The 16,415-nt window shown below is 65.0% G+C and carries 16 protein-coding genes; 14 read left to right on the top strand and 2 right to left on the bottom strand.

Annotated features, from left to right (window positions below; genetic code table 11):
• Genes EPD81_RS06395 through argB form a run of 8 tightly spaced genes read left to right on the top strand, consistent with a single transcriptional unit; the run spans window position 1 to window position 8,843 of the window.
• Window positions 1-1,326 carry an HlyC/CorC family transporter gene (locus EPD81_RS06395; protein WP_142804619.1) on the top strand — a complete coding sequence of 442 codons (1,326 nt, stop codon included), beginning with the start codon at window positions 1-3 and terminating at the stop codon, window positions 1,324-1,326.
• Window positions 1,323-3,020: a type IV-A pilus assembly ATPase PilB gene (pilB, locus tag EPD81_RS06390; protein WP_142804618.1), complete on the top strand. Its 1,698-nt coding sequence runs from the start codon at window positions 1,323-1,325 to the stop codon at window positions 3,018-3,020. The genes EPD81_RS06395 and pilB overlap by 4 nt, the downstream gene beginning before the upstream one ends.
• A 21-nt stretch (window positions 3,021-3,041) precedes the next feature.
• Window positions 3,042-4,253: a type II secretion system F family protein gene (locus EPD81_RS06385; protein WP_142804617.1), complete on the top strand. Its 1,212-nt coding sequence runs from the start codon at window positions 3,042-3,044 to the stop codon at window positions 4,251-4,253.
• On the top strand, window positions 4,250-5,113 hold the full coding sequence (locus EPD81_RS06380) for an A24 family peptidase (RefSeq protein WP_142804616.1): 864 nt from the start codon (window positions 4,250-4,252) through the stop codon (window positions 5,111-5,113). The genes EPD81_RS06385 and EPD81_RS06380 overlap by 4 nt, the downstream gene beginning before the upstream one ends.
• A 50-nt stretch (window positions 5,114-5,163) precedes the next feature.
• Window positions 5,164-5,436 carry an FmdB family zinc ribbon protein gene (locus EPD81_RS06375; protein ID WP_142804615.1) on the top strand — a complete coding sequence of 91 codons (273 nt, stop codon included), beginning with the start codon at window positions 5,164-5,166 and terminating at the stop codon, window positions 5,434-5,436.
• 33 nt (window positions 5,437-5,469) lie between these two features.
• Window positions 5,470-6,108 (top strand): DUF502 domain-containing protein, encoded by a 639-nt coding sequence (locus EPD81_RS06370; RefSeq protein ID WP_142804678.1) that lies wholly within the window; start codon window positions 5,470-5,472, stop codon window positions 6,106-6,108.
• Window positions 6,109-6,130: 22 nt separating this feature from the next.
• Window positions 6,131-7,924: an aspartate--tRNA ligase gene (gene aspS, locus EPD81_RS06365; protein ID WP_142804614.1), complete on the top strand. Its 1,794-nt coding sequence runs from the start codon at window positions 6,131-6,133 to the stop codon at window positions 7,922-7,924.
• A 16-nt stretch (window positions 7,925-7,940) separates the two neighbouring features.
• Window positions 7,941-8,843, top strand: a complete 903-nt coding sequence (gene argB / locus EPD81_RS06360) for an acetylglutamate kinase (protein WP_142804613.1) — start codon at window positions 7,941-7,943, stop codon at window positions 8,841-8,843.
• A gap of 114 nt (window positions 8,844-8,957) precedes the next feature.
• Here the strand turns inward: argB and EPD81_RS06355 are convergent, their stop codons facing one another.
• Window positions 8,958-9,227, bottom strand: a complete 270-nt coding sequence (locus tag EPD81_RS06355; protein WP_206673221.1) for an acyl carrier protein — start codon at window positions 9,225-9,227, stop codon at window positions 8,958-8,960.
• 54 nt (window positions 9,228-9,281) lie between these two features.
• Between EPD81_RS06355 and EPD81_RS06350 the strand changes: the two genes are divergently transcribed.
• From EPD81_RS06350 to ribD, 6 genes are read left to right on the top strand one after another with little or no spacing between them, the layout of a single operon-like run.
• Entirely contained in the window at window positions 9,282-10,877 is a 1,596-nt protein-coding gene (locus EPD81_RS06350) for an acyl-CoA ligase (AMP-forming), exosortase A system-associated (protein WP_142804612.1), read from the top strand.
• On the top strand, window positions 10,874-12,103 hold the full coding sequence (locus EPD81_RS06345; RefSeq protein ID WP_142804611.1) for a pyridoxal-dependent decarboxylase, exosortase A system-associated: 1,230 nt from the start codon (window positions 10,874-10,876) through the stop codon (window positions 12,101-12,103). Before EPD81_RS06350 ends, EPD81_RS06345 begins: the two co-directional genes overlap by 4 nt.
• 1 nt (window position 12,104) lies before the next feature.
• Window positions 12,105-12,773 carry a histidine phosphatase family protein gene (locus tag EPD81_RS06340; protein WP_142804610.1) on the top strand — a complete coding sequence of 223 codons (669 nt, stop codon included), beginning with the start codon at window positions 12,105-12,107 and terminating at the stop codon, window positions 12,771-12,773.
• A 54-nt stretch (window positions 12,774-12,827) separates the two neighbouring features.
• Window positions 12,828-14,078, top strand: coding sequence for a serine hydroxymethyltransferase (gene glyA / locus EPD81_RS06335; RefSeq protein WP_142804609.1), 1,251 nt, complete (start codon window positions 12,828-12,830; stop codon window positions 14,076-14,078).
• Between the two features lie 12 nt (window positions 14,079-14,090).
• On the top strand, window positions 14,091-14,603 hold the full coding sequence (gene nrdR / locus EPD81_RS06330; RefSeq protein ID WP_142804608.1) for a transcriptional regulator NrdR: 513 nt from the start codon (window positions 14,091-14,093) through the stop codon (window positions 14,601-14,603).
• Entirely contained in the window at window positions 14,578-15,690 is a 1,113-nt protein-coding gene (ribD, locus tag EPD81_RS06325; RefSeq protein ID WP_255446494.1) for a bifunctional diaminohydroxyphosphoribosylaminopyrimidine deaminase/5-amino-6-(5-phosphoribosylamino)uracil reductase RibD, read from the top strand. Before nrdR ends, ribD begins: the two co-directional genes overlap by 26 nt.
• Here the strand turns inward: ribD and EPD81_RS06320 are convergent.
• On the bottom strand, window positions 15,655-16,413 hold the full coding sequence (locus tag EPD81_RS06320; protein ID WP_142804607.1) for a TOMM precursor leader peptide-binding protein: 759 nt from the start codon (window positions 16,411-16,413) through the stop codon (window positions 15,655-15,657). The genes ribD and EPD81_RS06320 overlap by 36 nt on opposite strands.
• Window positions 16,414-16,415 lie beyond the last annotated feature (2 nt).

Here is a 16,415-nt window from a genome sequence, read left to right as displayed (position 1 = left end):
ATGGATGCCCCGCTTCCCGCCGATCTGCTCTGGCAATGGCTCGGGCTGGCCTTGTTGCTCTTGTCCTCGGGTCTGTCCTCCATGAGCGAAACCGTGATGATGGCGGCCAACCGCTATCGTCTCAAGGCCCGCGCGGACAACGGCGAGCGCGGCGCTCAGCTCGCCGCGGCGCTCACCGCCCACCCCGAGCGGATGCTGAGCGTGATCCTGCTCGTCAACAATGCCGTCAACGTCGGTGCGGCCACGCTCGCTTCCGTCATCACCATCGAGCTCTTCGGCCAGAACGAGGCGATGCTCGCCGTGGGCAGCTTCTCGCTGACCTTCCTCATCCTCGTCTTCTCCGAGATCACGCCGAAAGTGATCGGTGCCCGCTATGCCGACCTCCTCGCGCCCTACGTCGCTTATCCGCTCACGGCCTTGCTGCGCCTGCTCGGGCCCGTAGTGAATTTCGTCAATCTCTTCGTCAAGGCACTGCTGTGGCTGCTGCGCTTGCCGCACCGAGCCGCACCTCAGGACCCAAGCCTGGAGGAACTGCGCAGCCTCGTGCTCGAGTCGCGCGTGCTGCGCTCGGAGAAACACCGCGACGTGCTGCTCAAACTCTTCGATCTCGAGCGCATCACGGTAGCCGATGTCATGATCCCTCGACAGGCGATCGAATTTCTCGATCTCACCGACGACGAAGAGACCCTACGGGCGCAACTGGCCACCGCCTACCATACGCGGCTGCCGGTGATCGAAGGCAATCCCGACGAAGTACTCGGCATTTTGCACGTGCGCCAGCTCCTCGCCGAGACGCTCACCGCGGGATTCTCCCGCGAATCCATCCGCCGCAGCCTCTCGCCGCCCTACTTCGTGCCGGAAGACACCAATGCCATGACGCAATTGCAGTTCTTCCAGGAACATCACCAACGGCTGGCGCTGGTGGTCGACGAATATGGCGAGCTCCAGGGGCTGGTGACGCTCGACGACATCATCGAGGAGATGGTGGGAAAATTCACCACCAGTCGCCCCGGTAGCGACGCCTTGCTGCAGTGGCAGGAAGACGGCACGGTCATCGTCGACGGGGCCACCCCCGTACGGGACCTCAACCAGATGCTCGGACTGAACCTGCCCACCGCTGGCCCCAGGACCCTCAATGGGCTAATTCTCGAATATCTCCAGGAGATCCCCGAATCGGAAGTATCCCTGCGTATTGGCGACGTACGCCTGGAGGTTTTACAATGCCATGATCGCCGAATAAGATCGGTCCGCATTTACGCCCCCTCGTCCGGCAGAACCGATGCGGATGAGCGCGATGCCACTGAATCCAGTGAGGAAGGACGATGACGGAAAAGACGGGTTTGGTACGGGCCCTGATCCAGAAAGGCTGGATCGACGAGAAAACGGTCGAACAGGCTCAAGCCAAAGCGGATGATGGACCCAACGCCCTGCTGCTCGCCCTCATCAAGTCGGATGCACTCGACGAGCGCAAGGTCGCCCAGTTCGCGGCCGAGACGTTTGGTTTGCCCGTATTGGACATCGAGGCCGTCAATCCCGACGTCTTGCCACGCAAACTGATCGATCCGCAGATCGCCAGTCGCTACCAGATCGTCGCCTTGTCGCAGCGCAAAGGGAAAACGGTGATCGCCGTGGCCGATCCCACCCAGGTGCGTGTCTACGACGAAATCCGATTTCAGACCGGCATGTCGATCGAGCTCGTCGTTGCCCCGGCCCAATCCCTCGCCCGTTTTTGCGAAAAATTCTACGAATCGACCACCAATGCGCTTTCTGCCCTCATTCAAACCGACGAGCTGTATGAGGAGGTCTCCCTCAGCACGGAGAGTACGGCCACGGAGGAATCCGAAGTCGACGTCGAAGACGCCCCGGTGGTACGCTTCATACAGAAGATCCTGATCGACGCGATCAATGAAGGCGCCTCCGACATCCACTTCGAGCCCTACGAGAAATTCTTCCGCGTCCGGGTGCGCCAAGACGGCGTGTTGCGCGAGATCGCTCGCCCGCCGCTGGCGCTCAAAGAAAAGATTTCCGCCCGCCTCAAGATCATTTCCCGGCTCGACATCTCGGAAAAACGCATTCCCCAAGATGGACGTACCAAGCTCACCCTCAGCAAGAACAAATCGATCGATTTCCGCGTCTCCACCCTACCCACTCTGTGGGGTGAGAAGATCGTGCTGCGCATCCTCGATGCGAGCCAGGCGATGCTCGGCATCGACGCCCTCGGTTACGAGCCAGAGCAAAAAGCAGCACTTTTAGAGGCGATCGAGCGCCCCTACGGCATGATTCTCGTCACGGGCCCCACCGGCTCGGGCAAGACCGTCTCGCTCTATACCTGCCTCAATCTGCTCAACAAACCGGAAGTCAACATCTCCACTGCCGAGGACCCGGTAGAGATCAACCTGCCCGGAATCAATCAGGTCAACATCAACGACAAAGTGGGGCTGACCTTCGCCGCAGCGCTGCGCGCTTTCTTACGTCAAGACCCGGACATCATCATGGTGGGTGAGATCCGGGATCTGGAAACCGCCGACATCGGCGTCAAGGCAGCCCAGACCGGCCACTTGCTCCTCTCCACCCTGCACACCAACGACGCGCCCAGCACCGTAGAGCGGCTGCGCAATATAGGCATCGCCCCCTTCAACATCGCCTCCTCGGTGATCCTCATCACGGCGCAACGGCTGGTGCGGCGCCTGTGCACCTGCAAAAAGCCAATCGACATTCCGGTGGAAGCCCTGATTTCGGCAGGTTTCAGTGAAGAGGAGCTCGACGGTAGCTGGCAGCCCTACGGTCCGGTCGGCTGCGAGAAGTGCCGCGGTTCTGGTTACAAAGGCCGTACCGGCATCTACGAAGTGATGCCGATCAGTGAAGCCATCCAACGCCTCGTCATGGCCAATGCTTCGGCCATGGAGATCGAGGCCCAGGCACGGAGCGAAGGCGTCCGCAGTTTGAGGCAATCCGGGCTTCTGAAAGTCAAACACGGCATCACTTCGCTCACCGAAGTGCTTGCCGCCACCAACGATTGATCCCGTTGCGAGAGGTGTGCCATGGCAACCGCGACTTCCAAACCCAAAGAACTGCTGTTCAGCTGGGAAGGTAAGGACGCCCAGAACAAACCCGCCCGCGGGGAGATCCGCGCCATGAGCGAAGCCTCGGCGCGAACGGCCCTGCGCCGGCAAGGCGTGATCGTCACCAGGATCACCAAGATCAAGCAACGCCGCGGCCGTGTCGGTGAAAAGGATCTTGTCCTCTTCACCCGGCAGCTCTCCACCATGATGAAGGCGGGCGTGCCGCTGCTGCAATCCTTCGACATCGCCATCAAGGGCTCGACCAATCCAGCCCTGACGCGATTACTCAATCTCATCCGCGAAGACATCGCGGCCGGCTCCAGCCTGGCGGCAGCTTTTGCCAAACACCCCTTGTACTTCGATCGGCTCTTCGTCTCGCTGGTGGCTGCCGGCGAGCAGGCCGGTATCCTCGACGACCTGCTCGAGCGCCTGGCAACCTACCAGGAAAAAATCCTGGCGATCAAAGGCAAGATCAAATCGGCACTCTTCTATCCTGCCGCCGTCGTGGTCGTGGCCATGATCGTCATCGCGGTCATGATGATCTTCGTCATCCCGCAGTTCAAGGACATCTTTACCAGCTTCGGCGCCGATCTCCCCGCTCCGACCCAGATCGTGATCGACATGTCGGAATTCTTCGTCGCCAACTGGTACGTCATGCTGGGCGCGGTAATCCTGATCATGGTCGGTCTCACCCTGTTGCATCGGCGATCTCCGGCGTTCCGCGCCCTCGTCGATCGATTCATCTTACGCCTCCCCATCGTAGGCGAGATCGTCCGCAAGGCCACCATCGCACGCTGGACCCGGACGCTCGCCACCATGTTCGCCGCCGGCGTGCCGCTCAACGAGGCGCTCGTCTCGGTGGGAGACGCCGCCGGCAACATCGTCTACCGTGAAGCCACCGAAAAAATCACCCAGGCGGTCACTTCGGGTATCTCGCTCACCGTGGCGATGGCCGAAACCGGCGTCTTTCCGGCCATGGTCACGCAAATGATTTCGATCGGGGAAGAGTCGGGGCAACTCGATTCCATGCTCAGCAAGGTGGCGGAATATTACGAACGCGAAGTCGATGAGGCGGTCGCTTCGCTCTCCCAGCTGCTCGAACCGGTGATCATGGTCTTCCTCGGGGTCGTCATCGGCGGCATCGTCGTGGCCATGTACCTTCCCATCTTCAAAATGGCCCAGACCATATGAGCGCAGCGACTGCCCTGCCTTGGAGCGTGCAGCTGCTCGCCGCGCTCGTCGTCGGCGCGATGGTGGGGAGTTTCCTCAATGTCGTGATCCATCGCTTGCCTCGTATGCTGGAGCAACAATGGCAGGCGCAGGCGCGCGAAATCCTGGGGCTACCGCTCGAGCCTCGAGCGCGCTACGACCTCGCGCGACCGGCTTCGCACTGCCCGCACTGCGGCCATGCCATTTCCGCCTGGGAGAACGTTCCCCTGGTGAGCTGGCTCGTGTTGCGTGGGCGATGCCGCCATTGTCGAGCCCCCATCGGCTGGCGCTACCCCCTCGTGGAGCTCCTCGCGGCGCTCGCGGCGCTCGCCGCACTGTGGCGCTTCGGCATGGGCTGGCAGGCGCTCGCTGGCGCTGGTTTTCTCTGGTGTGTGATCGCGCTCGCCTTCATCGATCTCGACACGCGCCTGCTGCCGGACGATCTGACTCTGCCTCTCTTGTGGGCGGGGCTGCTGGTCAACCTGCAGGAGCATTTCGCTTCCTTGCCCGAGGCCGTGCTGGGCGCCGTCGCCGGTTATCTGATCTTGTGGAGCATTTATTGGCTCTTCAAGCTCCTCACGGGCAAAGAGGGCATGGGTTATGGCGACTTCAAGCTGCTCGCCGCGATCGGCGCCTGGCTCGGCTGGACGGCCCTTCCCCTCGTTCTCCTGCTCGCCTCGCTCACGGGCGCCGTGGTTGGAATCGCGCTCAAGACGCTCGGACATCTGGGACAAGGGCAACCCCTGCCTTTCGGCCCTTTCCTTGCTGCCGGCGGAGCAGTAACACTGCTGTGGGGGGCTGACCTCTTGCAATGGTGGATCGGCGCCCCCATTTTGCGGTAGACTTGCCGATTCGTCCCGACAGGTGTTCTTTCCTTTCCAGGAGATCTGCGATGCCTATCTACGAATACCGTTGCAACGATTGTGGCACCCGGCACGAGCATCTGCAGAAACTCGGCGAGGCGCCGCTCGAACGCTGCCCCGATTGCGGCAGCATGCAGTACGCCAAACTCGTCTCTGCCGCTGGTTTCCAGCTGAAAGGCAGCGGCTGGTACGCCACCGATTTCAAGGGAGGAGGAGCGTCCAGTAACCCCTCCAGCGAAGCATCGAAGGCACCGGCCACGGCGACTGAAGGCGGCTGCGGTGCATCCTGCGCGTGCCATTGATTCCGGTAGCCTGGATCCTCCACCCCCATGCATCTGAGACGCTATTTCATCGCCGGGTTGCTGGTGTGGCTGCCCATCGTGGTCACTTTCGTGGTGCTCAGCTGGATCGTGGGCACGATCGATGCCATCGTCGACTGGCTACCCCATGCCTGGCGACCCGAAGCCTTGCTAGGACGGCGCATTCCCGGCATGGGGGTGGTGATGGCCGTGGCCATCGTCTTTCTCACCGGGCTAGTGGCGGCCAACGTCTTGGGGCAGCGCCTGATCCGGCTGTGGGAAGCCCTCATCCATCGCATCCCTATCGTCAAGAGCATCTACGCGAGCGTGAAGCAAGTCTCCGAGACGCTCTTTTCCGATACGGGACAGGCCTTTCGCACTGCCGTCCTCGTGCAATACCCCCGGCACGGCACTTGGACCATCGCCTTCGTCACTGGCGAACCCGCCCCCGAGACGGTAGGCAATCTGAATGAACACGGTCGCTTTCTCACCGTGATGGTTCCCACGACGCCCAACCCGACTTCGGGCTTCCTCCTGATCGTGCCGGCACGCGACGTCATTCCCCTCGATTTGTCGATCGACGAGGCTTTGAAATACGTGATCTCTCTCGGCACGCTCAATCCGAAAACCCGCTCACCCGTCCCCCCTCCGGCGGATCTTCCCCCTTCTGTCTGACGAAAAAAGAAAACGGAACTCCATGCGTACCCACTATTGCGGCCAGGTTACTACCGAACACCTCGATCAGACCGTCACCCTGTGCGGCTGGGTCCATCGCCGACGCGACCACGGCGGCGTCATCTTCCTCGATCTGCGCGACCGCGAAGGTCTGGTGCAGATCGTCTGCGATCCCGACTCCCCCGAAACCTTCCACACCGCCGAATCCCTGCGCAACGAATACGTCGTGCGCATCACCGGTACGGTGCGCCGCCGCCCCGCGGGTACCGAGAATCCGAATCTGCCCACCGGCGAGATCGAGGTGCTGTGCCGTGATTTGGAAGTGCTCAACGCCGCCGCACCCCTGCCCTTCCAGCTCGACGAATCCCATCTCTCCGAGACCGTTCGCCTGACGCACCGCGTCATCGATCTGCGTCGCCCCGTGATGCAAACCAACCTCATGCTGCGTTACCGCGCCGCCCGGGCCTTTCGCCGCTTTCTCGACGCACAGGGGTTCATCGACATCGAAACGCCCATGCTCACGCGCAGCACCCCCGAGGGCGCGCGAGACTACCTCGTACCTTCGCGCGTGCATCCAGGGCACTTCTTCGCGCTGCCCCAGTCCCCCCAGCTCTTCAAACAGATGCTGATGGTCTCGGGGTTCGATCGCTACTACCAGATCACCAAGTGCTTCCGCGACGAAGACCTGCGCGCCGACCGTCAGCCCGAATTCACCCAGGTCGATATCGAGACTTCCTTCATGACGGAAGCGCAGATCACGGCGCTCGCCGAAGCCATGATCCGCGAGGTCTTCGGCGAAGCGCTCGGCGTACAGCTGCCCGATCCCTTCCCTCGCCTGAGCTACGCCGAGGCGATGGCGCGGTTCGGTTCGGACAAACCCGACTTGCGCGTGACGCTGGAGCTCACCGACGTCACCGACGCGGTGCGCGACGTCGCCTTCAAGGTTTTCTCCGGCCCGGCCAACTCGGGCGGGCTGGTGATGGCGCTGCGCATCCCCGGCGGGGCGCAGCTCACCCGCGGTGAGATCGACGAGTACACCAAATTCGTCGGCATCTACGGCGCCAAGGGGCTCGCCTACATCAAGGTGAACGACGCGAGCCGCCCCGACGAAACCGGCCTGCAATCTCCCATCGTCAAGAACCTGCACGAGCAGGCGCTGCGGACCATCCTCGAGCGCACCGGCGCGCAAAGCGGCGATCTCATCTTCTTCGGCGCCGACAAACCCAAGGTGGTCTACGATGCCCTGGGGGCGCTGCGCACCAAGATCGGGCATGAAAAAGGCTTTCTCACGGGAGCCGACTGGGCGCCGGTGTGGATCACCGATTTCCCGATGTTCGAATACGACGAGGAAGAGAAACGCTGGGTGGCGCTGCACCATCCCTTCACCTCGCCCAAGGACGAAGACCTCGAGCGACTGGAATCCGACCCGGGCAGCGTGCGCGCCAAGGCCTATGACCTCGCCCTCAACGGTTGGGAGATCGGCGGTGGCTCGGTGCGCATCCACCGTGAGGAGGTGCAGCGGCGCGTCTTCGCCGTACTCGGCATCGGCGAGGAAGAGGCGCGCGCCAAGTTCGGCTTCCTGCTCGACGCGCTCAAGTACGGCGCGCCCCCCCACGGCGGCCTCGCCTTCGGCCTGGATCGCATCGTGGCGATGATGGCGCGCGCCGAATCGATCCGCGACGTGATCGCCTTCCCCAAAACGCAGCGCGCCCAGTGCCTGCTCACCCAGGCTCCCAGCCCAGTCGATGAGAAACAGCTGCGCGAGCTGCACATCCGCCTGCGTGTCGAACCGGAAAAACCAGCCAAGAACGCTTGATGCCAAGGACGATGCCATGACCCGGGAAACCTCCGACGCCCCGCTCACCGCCGCGCAGAAAGCCGACGTGCTCTCCGAGGCCTTACCCTACATCCGCCAGTTCTTCGACAAGACGCTCGTCATCAAGTATGGCGGCAACGCCATGACCGACGAACGCCTCAAAGATAGCTTCGCGCGCGACGTCGTTCTGCTCAAGCTCGTCGGCATGAACCCGGTGGTGGTGCATGGCGGCGGACCGCAGATCGAGCAGCTGCTCGCCCGCATCGGCAAGAAAGGGGAATTCATCCAGGGGATGCGCGTCACCGACGCCGAGACCATGAGCGTCGTCGAGATGGTGCTGGGCGGTCAGGTGAACAAGGAGATCGTCAACCTCATCAACCGGCACGGCGGCAAGGCGGTCGGGCTCACCGGCAAGGACGCCGGCGGCTTCATCCGCGCGCGCCGTATGCGCCTGCGCCAGCGAGACGACGGCGAATCGCTCATCGACATTGGCCAGGTGGGCGAAGTGAGCGCCATCGACCCTGCGATCATCCAATTCCTCGATCGCGGTGACTTCATCCCGGTGATCGCTCCGATCGGCGTCGACGAGGAAGGGCAAACCTACAACATCAATGCCGACCTGGTGGCCGGAAAACTCGCCGAAGTGCTACGCGCCGAAAAGCTCATCCTCATGACCAACACGCCCGGCGTGCTCGATAAGAACGGCAATCTCCTCACGGGGCTCACGCCGAGCCGGATCGACGAACTGGTGGCCGACGGCACGCTCTCGGGCGGAATGCTGCCCAAGATCGCCTCCGCGCTCGAGGCGGCCAGGAACGGCGTGCGCTCGGTGCACATCATCGACGGACGCGTCGCGCATGCGCTGCTCGTCGAGATCCTCACCGACCAAGGGGTCGGCACCATGATTCGTGCCGAATGAAGAGAAACCGGCGACACAGAGCCCGTGAAGGGATTGCCACAGCCGGGAGAAACCGCGAGGCGCACGAGGCGCAACGCCACGATCAAACCGCCCGGCGGATCGATGTGCCAGGGTTCAGTCGCCGAGTTTCTCAGCCACGAAGTCGATGAGCGAACCCAGCGTGGCGAACGTGGTGCCGTCGATCTCGTCGTCGCCTATGATGAAGTCGAAACGCTCTTCGAGGAGATGGATCACGGCCAACACCCCCATCGAGTCGAGCTCGGGCACGGCCCCCAAAAGCGCGCTCTCGCGCCCCAGGGTCTGTAAGCGCTCCGGCGGCAATTCGAGCGCCTCGCCCAAGATTTCACGCACTCTGCGTTCGACGTCCAAACCCATCCCCTTCATGCATCCTCGCCCGGATGTGGCGAAACGATGATTATAACGGGAGGTCGCACCGCGATGCATCCACCGCTCCTGCTGTGGCATCTGCCACGGTACCACGCCGAACGTCGCCCCGAAGCGCGGGCGCTCACTTCCGGCAACGAACATCTCACGTACGCCCGACTCGCGCGGGAGATCGAACGCTGCGCCGCGGCGCTGCAATCGCTGGGTATTCGGCGCGGCGATCGTGTCGCCGTCTGGCTCGACAAACGACCCGAGACGGTCATCGCCTGTTTCGGCGCAGCCGCCGCCGGCGCCATCTTCGTGCCGATCAATCCGCTCCTCAAGGCCGAGCAGGTGCACTATCTGCTGCGCGACAGCGGCGCACGCTGCCTCGTCACCGCCCCGACGCGGCTGCGCACTCTCTTGCCCTGGCCCGAAGACATCGCACCCCTCGTGCTCGCCGTGGAGGAAGCGGGACAAAGTACGCCGCCCGAGGCCCGTTCCTATCATGAGTGCCTGGCGCAGGCCGGCACCTTCGCCGCACCGCCCGCCACGGAGCACGACGTCGCCGCCATCCTCTACACTTCCGGCAGCACGGGACGCCCAAAAGGGGTGGTGCTGTCGCATCGCAATCTCGTCGCCGGCGCCCAATCGGTGGCGAGCTATCTGGAAAATTCTCCCGACGACGTACTGCTCGCGGCGCTGCCGCTCTCGTTCGATGCGGGTTTTTCCCAGCTCACCACGGCCTTCTGCAGCGGGGCGCGGGTGGTGCTGCTCAACTACCTGCTGCCCGTGGACGTGCTGCGCACCATGGAGCGCGAGCGCGTCACCGGGCTCACCGCCGTGCCGCCGCTGTGGGTGGCGCTCGCCGAGCTCGACTGGCCGGCTCCTGTCGCCGCCCACCTGCGCTACTTCGCCAATACCGGCGGCAAACTTCCCCGCCGCGTGCTCGAGCGCCTGCGTGCACTTGCGCCCCAAGCCAAACCCTTTTTGATGTACGGCCTCACCGAAGCCTTCCGCGCCACCTACCTGCCGCCGGAAGAGATCGACCGCCGTCCCGACTCGATCGGACGCGCCATTCCCAACACCGAGATCTTCGTGCTGCGTGAGGACGGGACCCCGTGCGCGCCGCGCGAAATCGGCGAAATCGTGCAGCGCGGCCCCCTGGTGGCGCAGGGCTACTGGAACGACCCCGAGCGCACCGCCGAGCGCTTCCGGCCGCTGCCTGCGGCCGTCGATCCGCGTCCGGCGCCGGTGCCAGCGCGCCAGTGGGCGGTCTACTCCGGCGACTACGGCTGGCTCGACGAAGAAGGGTACCTCTATTTCGCGGGGCGGCGCGACGAGATGATCAAAACCTCCGGCTATCGCGTCAGTCCCACCGAGATCGAAGAAGCGCTACTCGCCTCCGGGCTCGTGCGCGAGTGCTGCGCCTGCGGGCTGGAAGACGAGCGGCTCGGCCAGATCATCGCCGTGGCGCTGCAGCCAGCGGGCGGCCCCCTCGATCTGGAGGCCCTACGCCGCCATTGCCGCCAGCACCTGCCGCCCTACCAGATGCCGCAGGTCTTCCTCGTGTCCGAGCAGCCCTTGCCGCGCAATCCCAACGGCAAGCTCGACCGGGTGGCGATCCGCGAGCGGCTCGCCCGGCATGCCAAGACCCAGGTGCCCGCATGACCCCGGAACACGCCCCGATGAGCGAGTTTCCCGTCGACGCGCGCGGCGAGCTCACCGTGGGCGGCCTGCCGCTCAGCCGGCTCGCCGAGCGCGTCGGCCGCACGCCTTTCTACGCCTACGACCGCGCCCGGGTGCGCGCGCGCGTGGCCCGCGTGCGCGCGGCGATCGGCCCCGAGGTGCGCCTGCACTACGCCCTCAAGGCCAACCCCTTCCCGCCGCTCGTGGCGCTGCTCGCCCGCGAGACCGACGGTTTCGACGTAGCTTCCGCCGGCGAGATGGCGCTTGCGCTCGACTGCGGCATGGCGCCGGAGCGCATCGCCTTCGCCGGTCCAGGCAAGCGCGACGAAGAGCTGCGCCAAGCGCTGGCCGCAGGGATCACGATCACCCTCGAATCCGAACGCGAACTGTCGCGCGTGCTCGCCCACGCCGAGTCGCTCGGCATCGCACCGCACCTCGCGCTGCGGCTCAATCCCGATTTCGAGCTCAAGCGCGCCGGCATGAAGATGGGTGGCGGGGCCAAACCCTTCGGCATCGACCTCGAGCGCGCCCCGGTCATACTCGAATCTCTGCATGCCGCCGGCCTTGCCCTCGAGGGGTTGCACCTCTACGCCGGCTCGCAGATCCTGGATGCCGCAGCGCTCGTGGCCGTGCAGCGCGCCGCCTTCGAGCGCCTCGTCCGGCTTGCCGAGCAGCTGCCTGCACCGCCGCGCTGGCTCAACCTCGGCGGCGGCTTCGGCATCCCTTATTTTCCCGGCGAGCAGCCCCTCGCGCTTGAACCGGTGGGCGAAAACCTGCGCGCGCTCGCCGCCGAGCTGCACCGTCTCCTGCCCGCGACCGAACTCGTCATCGAACTGGGGCGCTACCTCGTAGGCGAAGCGGGTCTCTACGTCTGCCGCGTGCTCGACAAGAAACGCTCGCGCGACACGACGTTTCTCGTGGTCGACGGCGGCCTGCACCAGCATCTGGCCGCGAGCGGCAACTTCGGTCAAGTGATCCGCAAAAACTACCCCGTGGCGATCGGCAACAAGATGCACCTGCCGGCGAGCGAACGGGTCACCGTGGTTGGGCCGCTGTGCACCCCCCTCGACATCCTCGCCCAAGAGGTGCCGTTACCGCCGGCCGAACCTGGTGATCTCTTCGTGGTCTATCAATCTGGTGCTTACGGCGCGAGCGCAAGTCCTCGCGCCTTCCTCTCCCATCCCGACGTGATCGAAACCCTCGTATAAAATGAAACGAACACTCCCTTTTCCGTTGCCCGATGGCGACGACGCGCTCTTTTGTTTGGTTCGCCACGGCGAAACCGACTGGAACCGCGAGAAGCGCATCCAGGGGCATCTCGACGTGCCGCTCAACGACACCGGTCGCCGCCAGGCGCTGGCCGTGCGCCGTGCCCTTGTCGGAATCCCCTTTGCCGCGCACTACGCGAGCGACCTCGCGCGTACCCTCGAAACCGCCCGCCTCATCCTCGGCGCAGATGCGCCCCTTCAGCCCCATCCGGGCCTGCGCGAGCGACACTGCGGCCACTTCCAGGGGCTCTTGCCCGAAGAAGCCGAACGGCTCGATCCTCATGGTTATGCCCGCTACGCGAGCCGAGACCCTCACTATCGACCGGTCGGCGGCGAAGCGCTCAGCGAAACGTTCGCCCGCATCGGCCGCACGCTCGACGAACTCGCCCGCGCCCATCGCGGCGAAGCCGTGCTCATCGTCACCCACGGCGGCGTGCTCGATGCCGTGCGTCGGCACGTCGAGGGACTGCCGCTCGAGCGCAAGCGCGACTTCCCCATCCCCAACTGCGGCCTGTCGTGGGTACGTTGGGGGCGAACGCGCGAGCTCCTCGCCTGGGCCGAGACCTCTCACCTCGAAGCGCCGGCGCGCGACGAGATCGCCGCCATGTGATCGTGGCGCCCCATGCTAGAATTTCCCGTTTCCGAACCCCGACGGAGTCCCCCCATGTTCCGCAAAGCCGATGGCCTCGCCCAGGTCGACCCGGAGCTCTTCGCCGCGATCGAAGCCGAAAACCGCCGGCAGGAAGAGCACATCGAACTCATCGCCTCCGAAAACTACGTCTCCTATGCCGTCATGCAGGCGCAGGGCTCGCAGCTCACCAACAAGTACGCCGAGGGTTATCCCGGCAAGCGCTACTACGGCGGTTGCGAACACGTCGACGTCATCGAGCGGCTGGCCATCGAGCGGCTGAAGAAACTCTTCGGCGCGGAAGCGGCCAACGTGCAGCCCCACTCGGGCTCACAGGCCAATCAGGCGGTGCTCATGGCCTTCGCCAAGCCCGGCGACACCATCATGGGCATGAGCCTGGCCGAAGGAGGGCACCTCACGCACGGCATGCCGCTCAACCTCTCGGGCAAATGGTTCAACGTCGTCGCCTACGGGCTCGACGAACGCGAGGAGATCGACTACGACCGCATGGAGCGGCTGGCCCACGAACACAAACCCAAGATCATCGTCGCCGGGGCCTCGGCCTATTCTCTGCGCATCGACTGGGAGCGTTTCGCCAAGGTCGCCCGCGATGTGGGAGCGATCTTCTGGGTCGACATGGCCCACTACGCCGGTCTCATCGCCGCCGGTTTCTATCCCAATCCCGTACCGCACGCCGACGTCGTCACCTCCACCACGCACAAAACGCTGCGCGGGCCGCGCGGCGGCGTCATCCTCATGAAAGCCGAGCACGAAAAGGCGATCAACTCCGCCATCTTCCCCGGTCTGCAGGGCGGCCCGCTCGTGCACGTCATCGCTGCGAAGGCCGTGGCCTTCAAGGAGGCCATGAGTCCCGAATTCAAGCGCTATCAGGAACAGGTCGTGCTCAACGCCCAGGTCATGGCGCGCGTGCTGGGGGAAGAGCGGGGGCTGCGCATCGTCTCCGGGCGCACCGAGTCGCACCTCTTCCTCGTCGACCTGCGTCCCAAGGGCGTCACCGGCAAGGACGCCGAAGCGGCGCTGGGGCGGGCCCACATCACGGTCAACAAGAACGCCATTCCCAACGACCCGGAAAAACCCATGGTCACCTCGGGCATCCGCATCGGCACCCCGGCCATGACCACCCGCGGGTTCAGCGAACTCGAAGCCGAACGGGTGGCGCACCTCATCGCCGACGTGCTCGAAGCGCCCAACGACGAAACCGTGCTCGCCCGAGTACGGGAACAAGTGGCCGATCTCTGCCGCCGTTTCCCCGTCTACGAGCCTTGATTTTCCTCCGCGATGAAATGCCCTTTTTGTGGTGACACGGACACCCAGGTGCTCGACACGCGTGAGGGCGAAGACGGCAGCGTCGTGCGCCGCCGTCGCCGCTGCGCCAACTGCCAGCGCCGTTTCACCACCTATGAGCGGGTCGACCTCAAGCCCCCGGTCGTCGTCAAGCGCGACGGCTCGCGCGAGGACTTCGATCGGGAAAAGCTCGCCGCCAGTCTGCGGCTGGCCTTGCGCAAGCGCCCCGTGCCCGCCGAGACGATCGAACACACGATCGAGCGCATCGAAGCGGAGCTCTTGTCGAGCGGCGCGAGCGAAGTCCCCAGTACCATGATCGGCGAAATGGTGATGGAAGCCTTGAAGCGCCTCGACAAAGTCGCCTACGTGCGCTTCGCTTCGGTCTACCTCAACTTCGAGGACGTCGGCAAGTTCGCCGAGCTCATCCGCGACGTGCAGGCGAGCGCCCGACGCAAGCGCAGCGAGAAGAACACCGACGACGATGCCGCCGACCTCGTCCGTTCCTGACGACCCGTACTGGATGCGCCGGGCGCTACGGCTCGCGCGCAAGGGGCTGGAGACCACCACGCCCAATCCGCGCGTCGGTTGCGTCATCGTCTCCCCCGACGGACGGCTGCTCGGCGAAGGATGGCACGAGCGCGCCGGCGAGCCGCACGCCGAGATCCACGCCCTGCGCCAGGCCGGAGCGGCCGCACGCGGCGCCACGTGCTACGTCACGCTCGAACCCTGCAGCCATCACGGCCGCACTCCGCCCTGTGCCGACGCCCTCATCGCCGCCGGCGTAGGGCGTGTCGTCATCGCCCTGCAAGACCCCAATCCCCGCGTGGCCGGCAAAGGGATCGAACGACTGCGCGAGGCCGGCATCCCCGTCGACGTCGGGCTGTGCGCCGCGGAATCCGCCGAGCTCAACCGGGGTTTTCTCACCCGTATGACCCAGGGCCGCCCCTGGTTTCGCCTGAAGACCGCCGCCACGCTCGACGGGCGCACGGCACTCGCCGACGGGCGCAGCCGCTGGATCACGGGCGAAGCCGCCCGGCGCGATGTCCACCGCTGGCGCGCCCGCTCCTGCCTCGTGCTCACGACGATCGCCACCGTGCTCGCCGACGATCCCGAGCTCACAGTGCGCCACGTCCCCTGCCGACGCACGCCGCGCCGCGCCGTGCTCGACAGCCGCCTGCGCCTGCTCGAATCCGCCCGCCTGCTGCAAGGCGAACCGGTGTGGATTTTCACGGTGCGGGAAGACGTGGAGAAACGCGCCCGCCTCGAAGCCCTGGGGCATCGCATCATCCGGCTGCCGGCCGACGCCGACGGGCGTGTCGCACTCGAAGCGCTCGCGCAGTGGCTAGGAGCGCACGACATCAACGAAGTTTTGATCGAAGCCGGTGCGACGGCGAACGCCGCGTTCCTTGCCACCGGTCTCGTCGACGAATGGCTGCACTACGCCGCCCCTTGCGTGTTGGGTAATGGCGCGCGCGGTCTCTTTGCGCTGCCCGAACCGGCCACGCTCGCTCTAGCGCCCCGCTTTCGCCTGCAAGAAACGAAACGCCTCGGTGAAGACCTACGCCTGCGCCTGCGCCCCGCAGACCGGACATGAAGGGTCGCGCGCCACGTTCAAGGTGCGCCACTGCATCGTCAAGGCATCGAAGAGCACGAGCCGGTCGGAAAGCGCCGCCCCCAGGCCCGCGAGCCACTTGATCGCCTCGGCGGCAAGCGCCGTGCCGATGAGACCGGTGAGCGGCGCGAACACGCCCATCACGGCACAGCGCAGCTCCTCGTCCTCGGCCTCTTCGGGGAAAAGGCAGCGGTAGCACGCCCCACCCTGCCCTATCCGGTCGAACACGGCGATCTGTCCCGAGAAACGAATCGCCGAGCCGGAAAAAAGCGGTTTTCCCGCCGCTACACATGCGCGGTTGACGGCGTGGCGCGTGGAAAAGTTGTCGCTGCAATCGAGCACCAGATCGACCTCTGCCACCGCCTGCGCCAGGCGATCCCCTTCGAGCCGCGCCTGCAACGGGACGACCTCGACCAGTGGATTGACCCGTGCGAGCGCCGCCCGCGCCGCCAGCACCTTGGGCTGACCGACCGAGGTCGCGTCGTAGAGCATCTGGCGCTGCAGATTGGTCTCGTCGACCACATCATCATCGGCGATAAACAGCCGGCCGATGCCGGCCGAGACGAGATACCATGCCGCCGGGCAACCCAGACCGCCCGCTCCGACGATCAATACCTTGCCCTGTCCGATGCGCTCCTGCCCTTCGATGCCGATCTCGGGCAGGAGCAGATGTCGGCTGTAGCGCAGCAGCGCCGCGTCATCCATCG

Source organism: Tepidiphilus sp. J10, from assembly GCF_006980785.1.
GTDB classification, from domain to species: Bacteria; Pseudomonadota; Gammaproteobacteria; order Burkholderiales; family Rhodocyclaceae; genus Tepidiphilus; species Tepidiphilus olei.
Note: the sequence above shows the minus strand (reverse complement) of the source record. Positions and strands in the feature narration are given on the sequence as shown.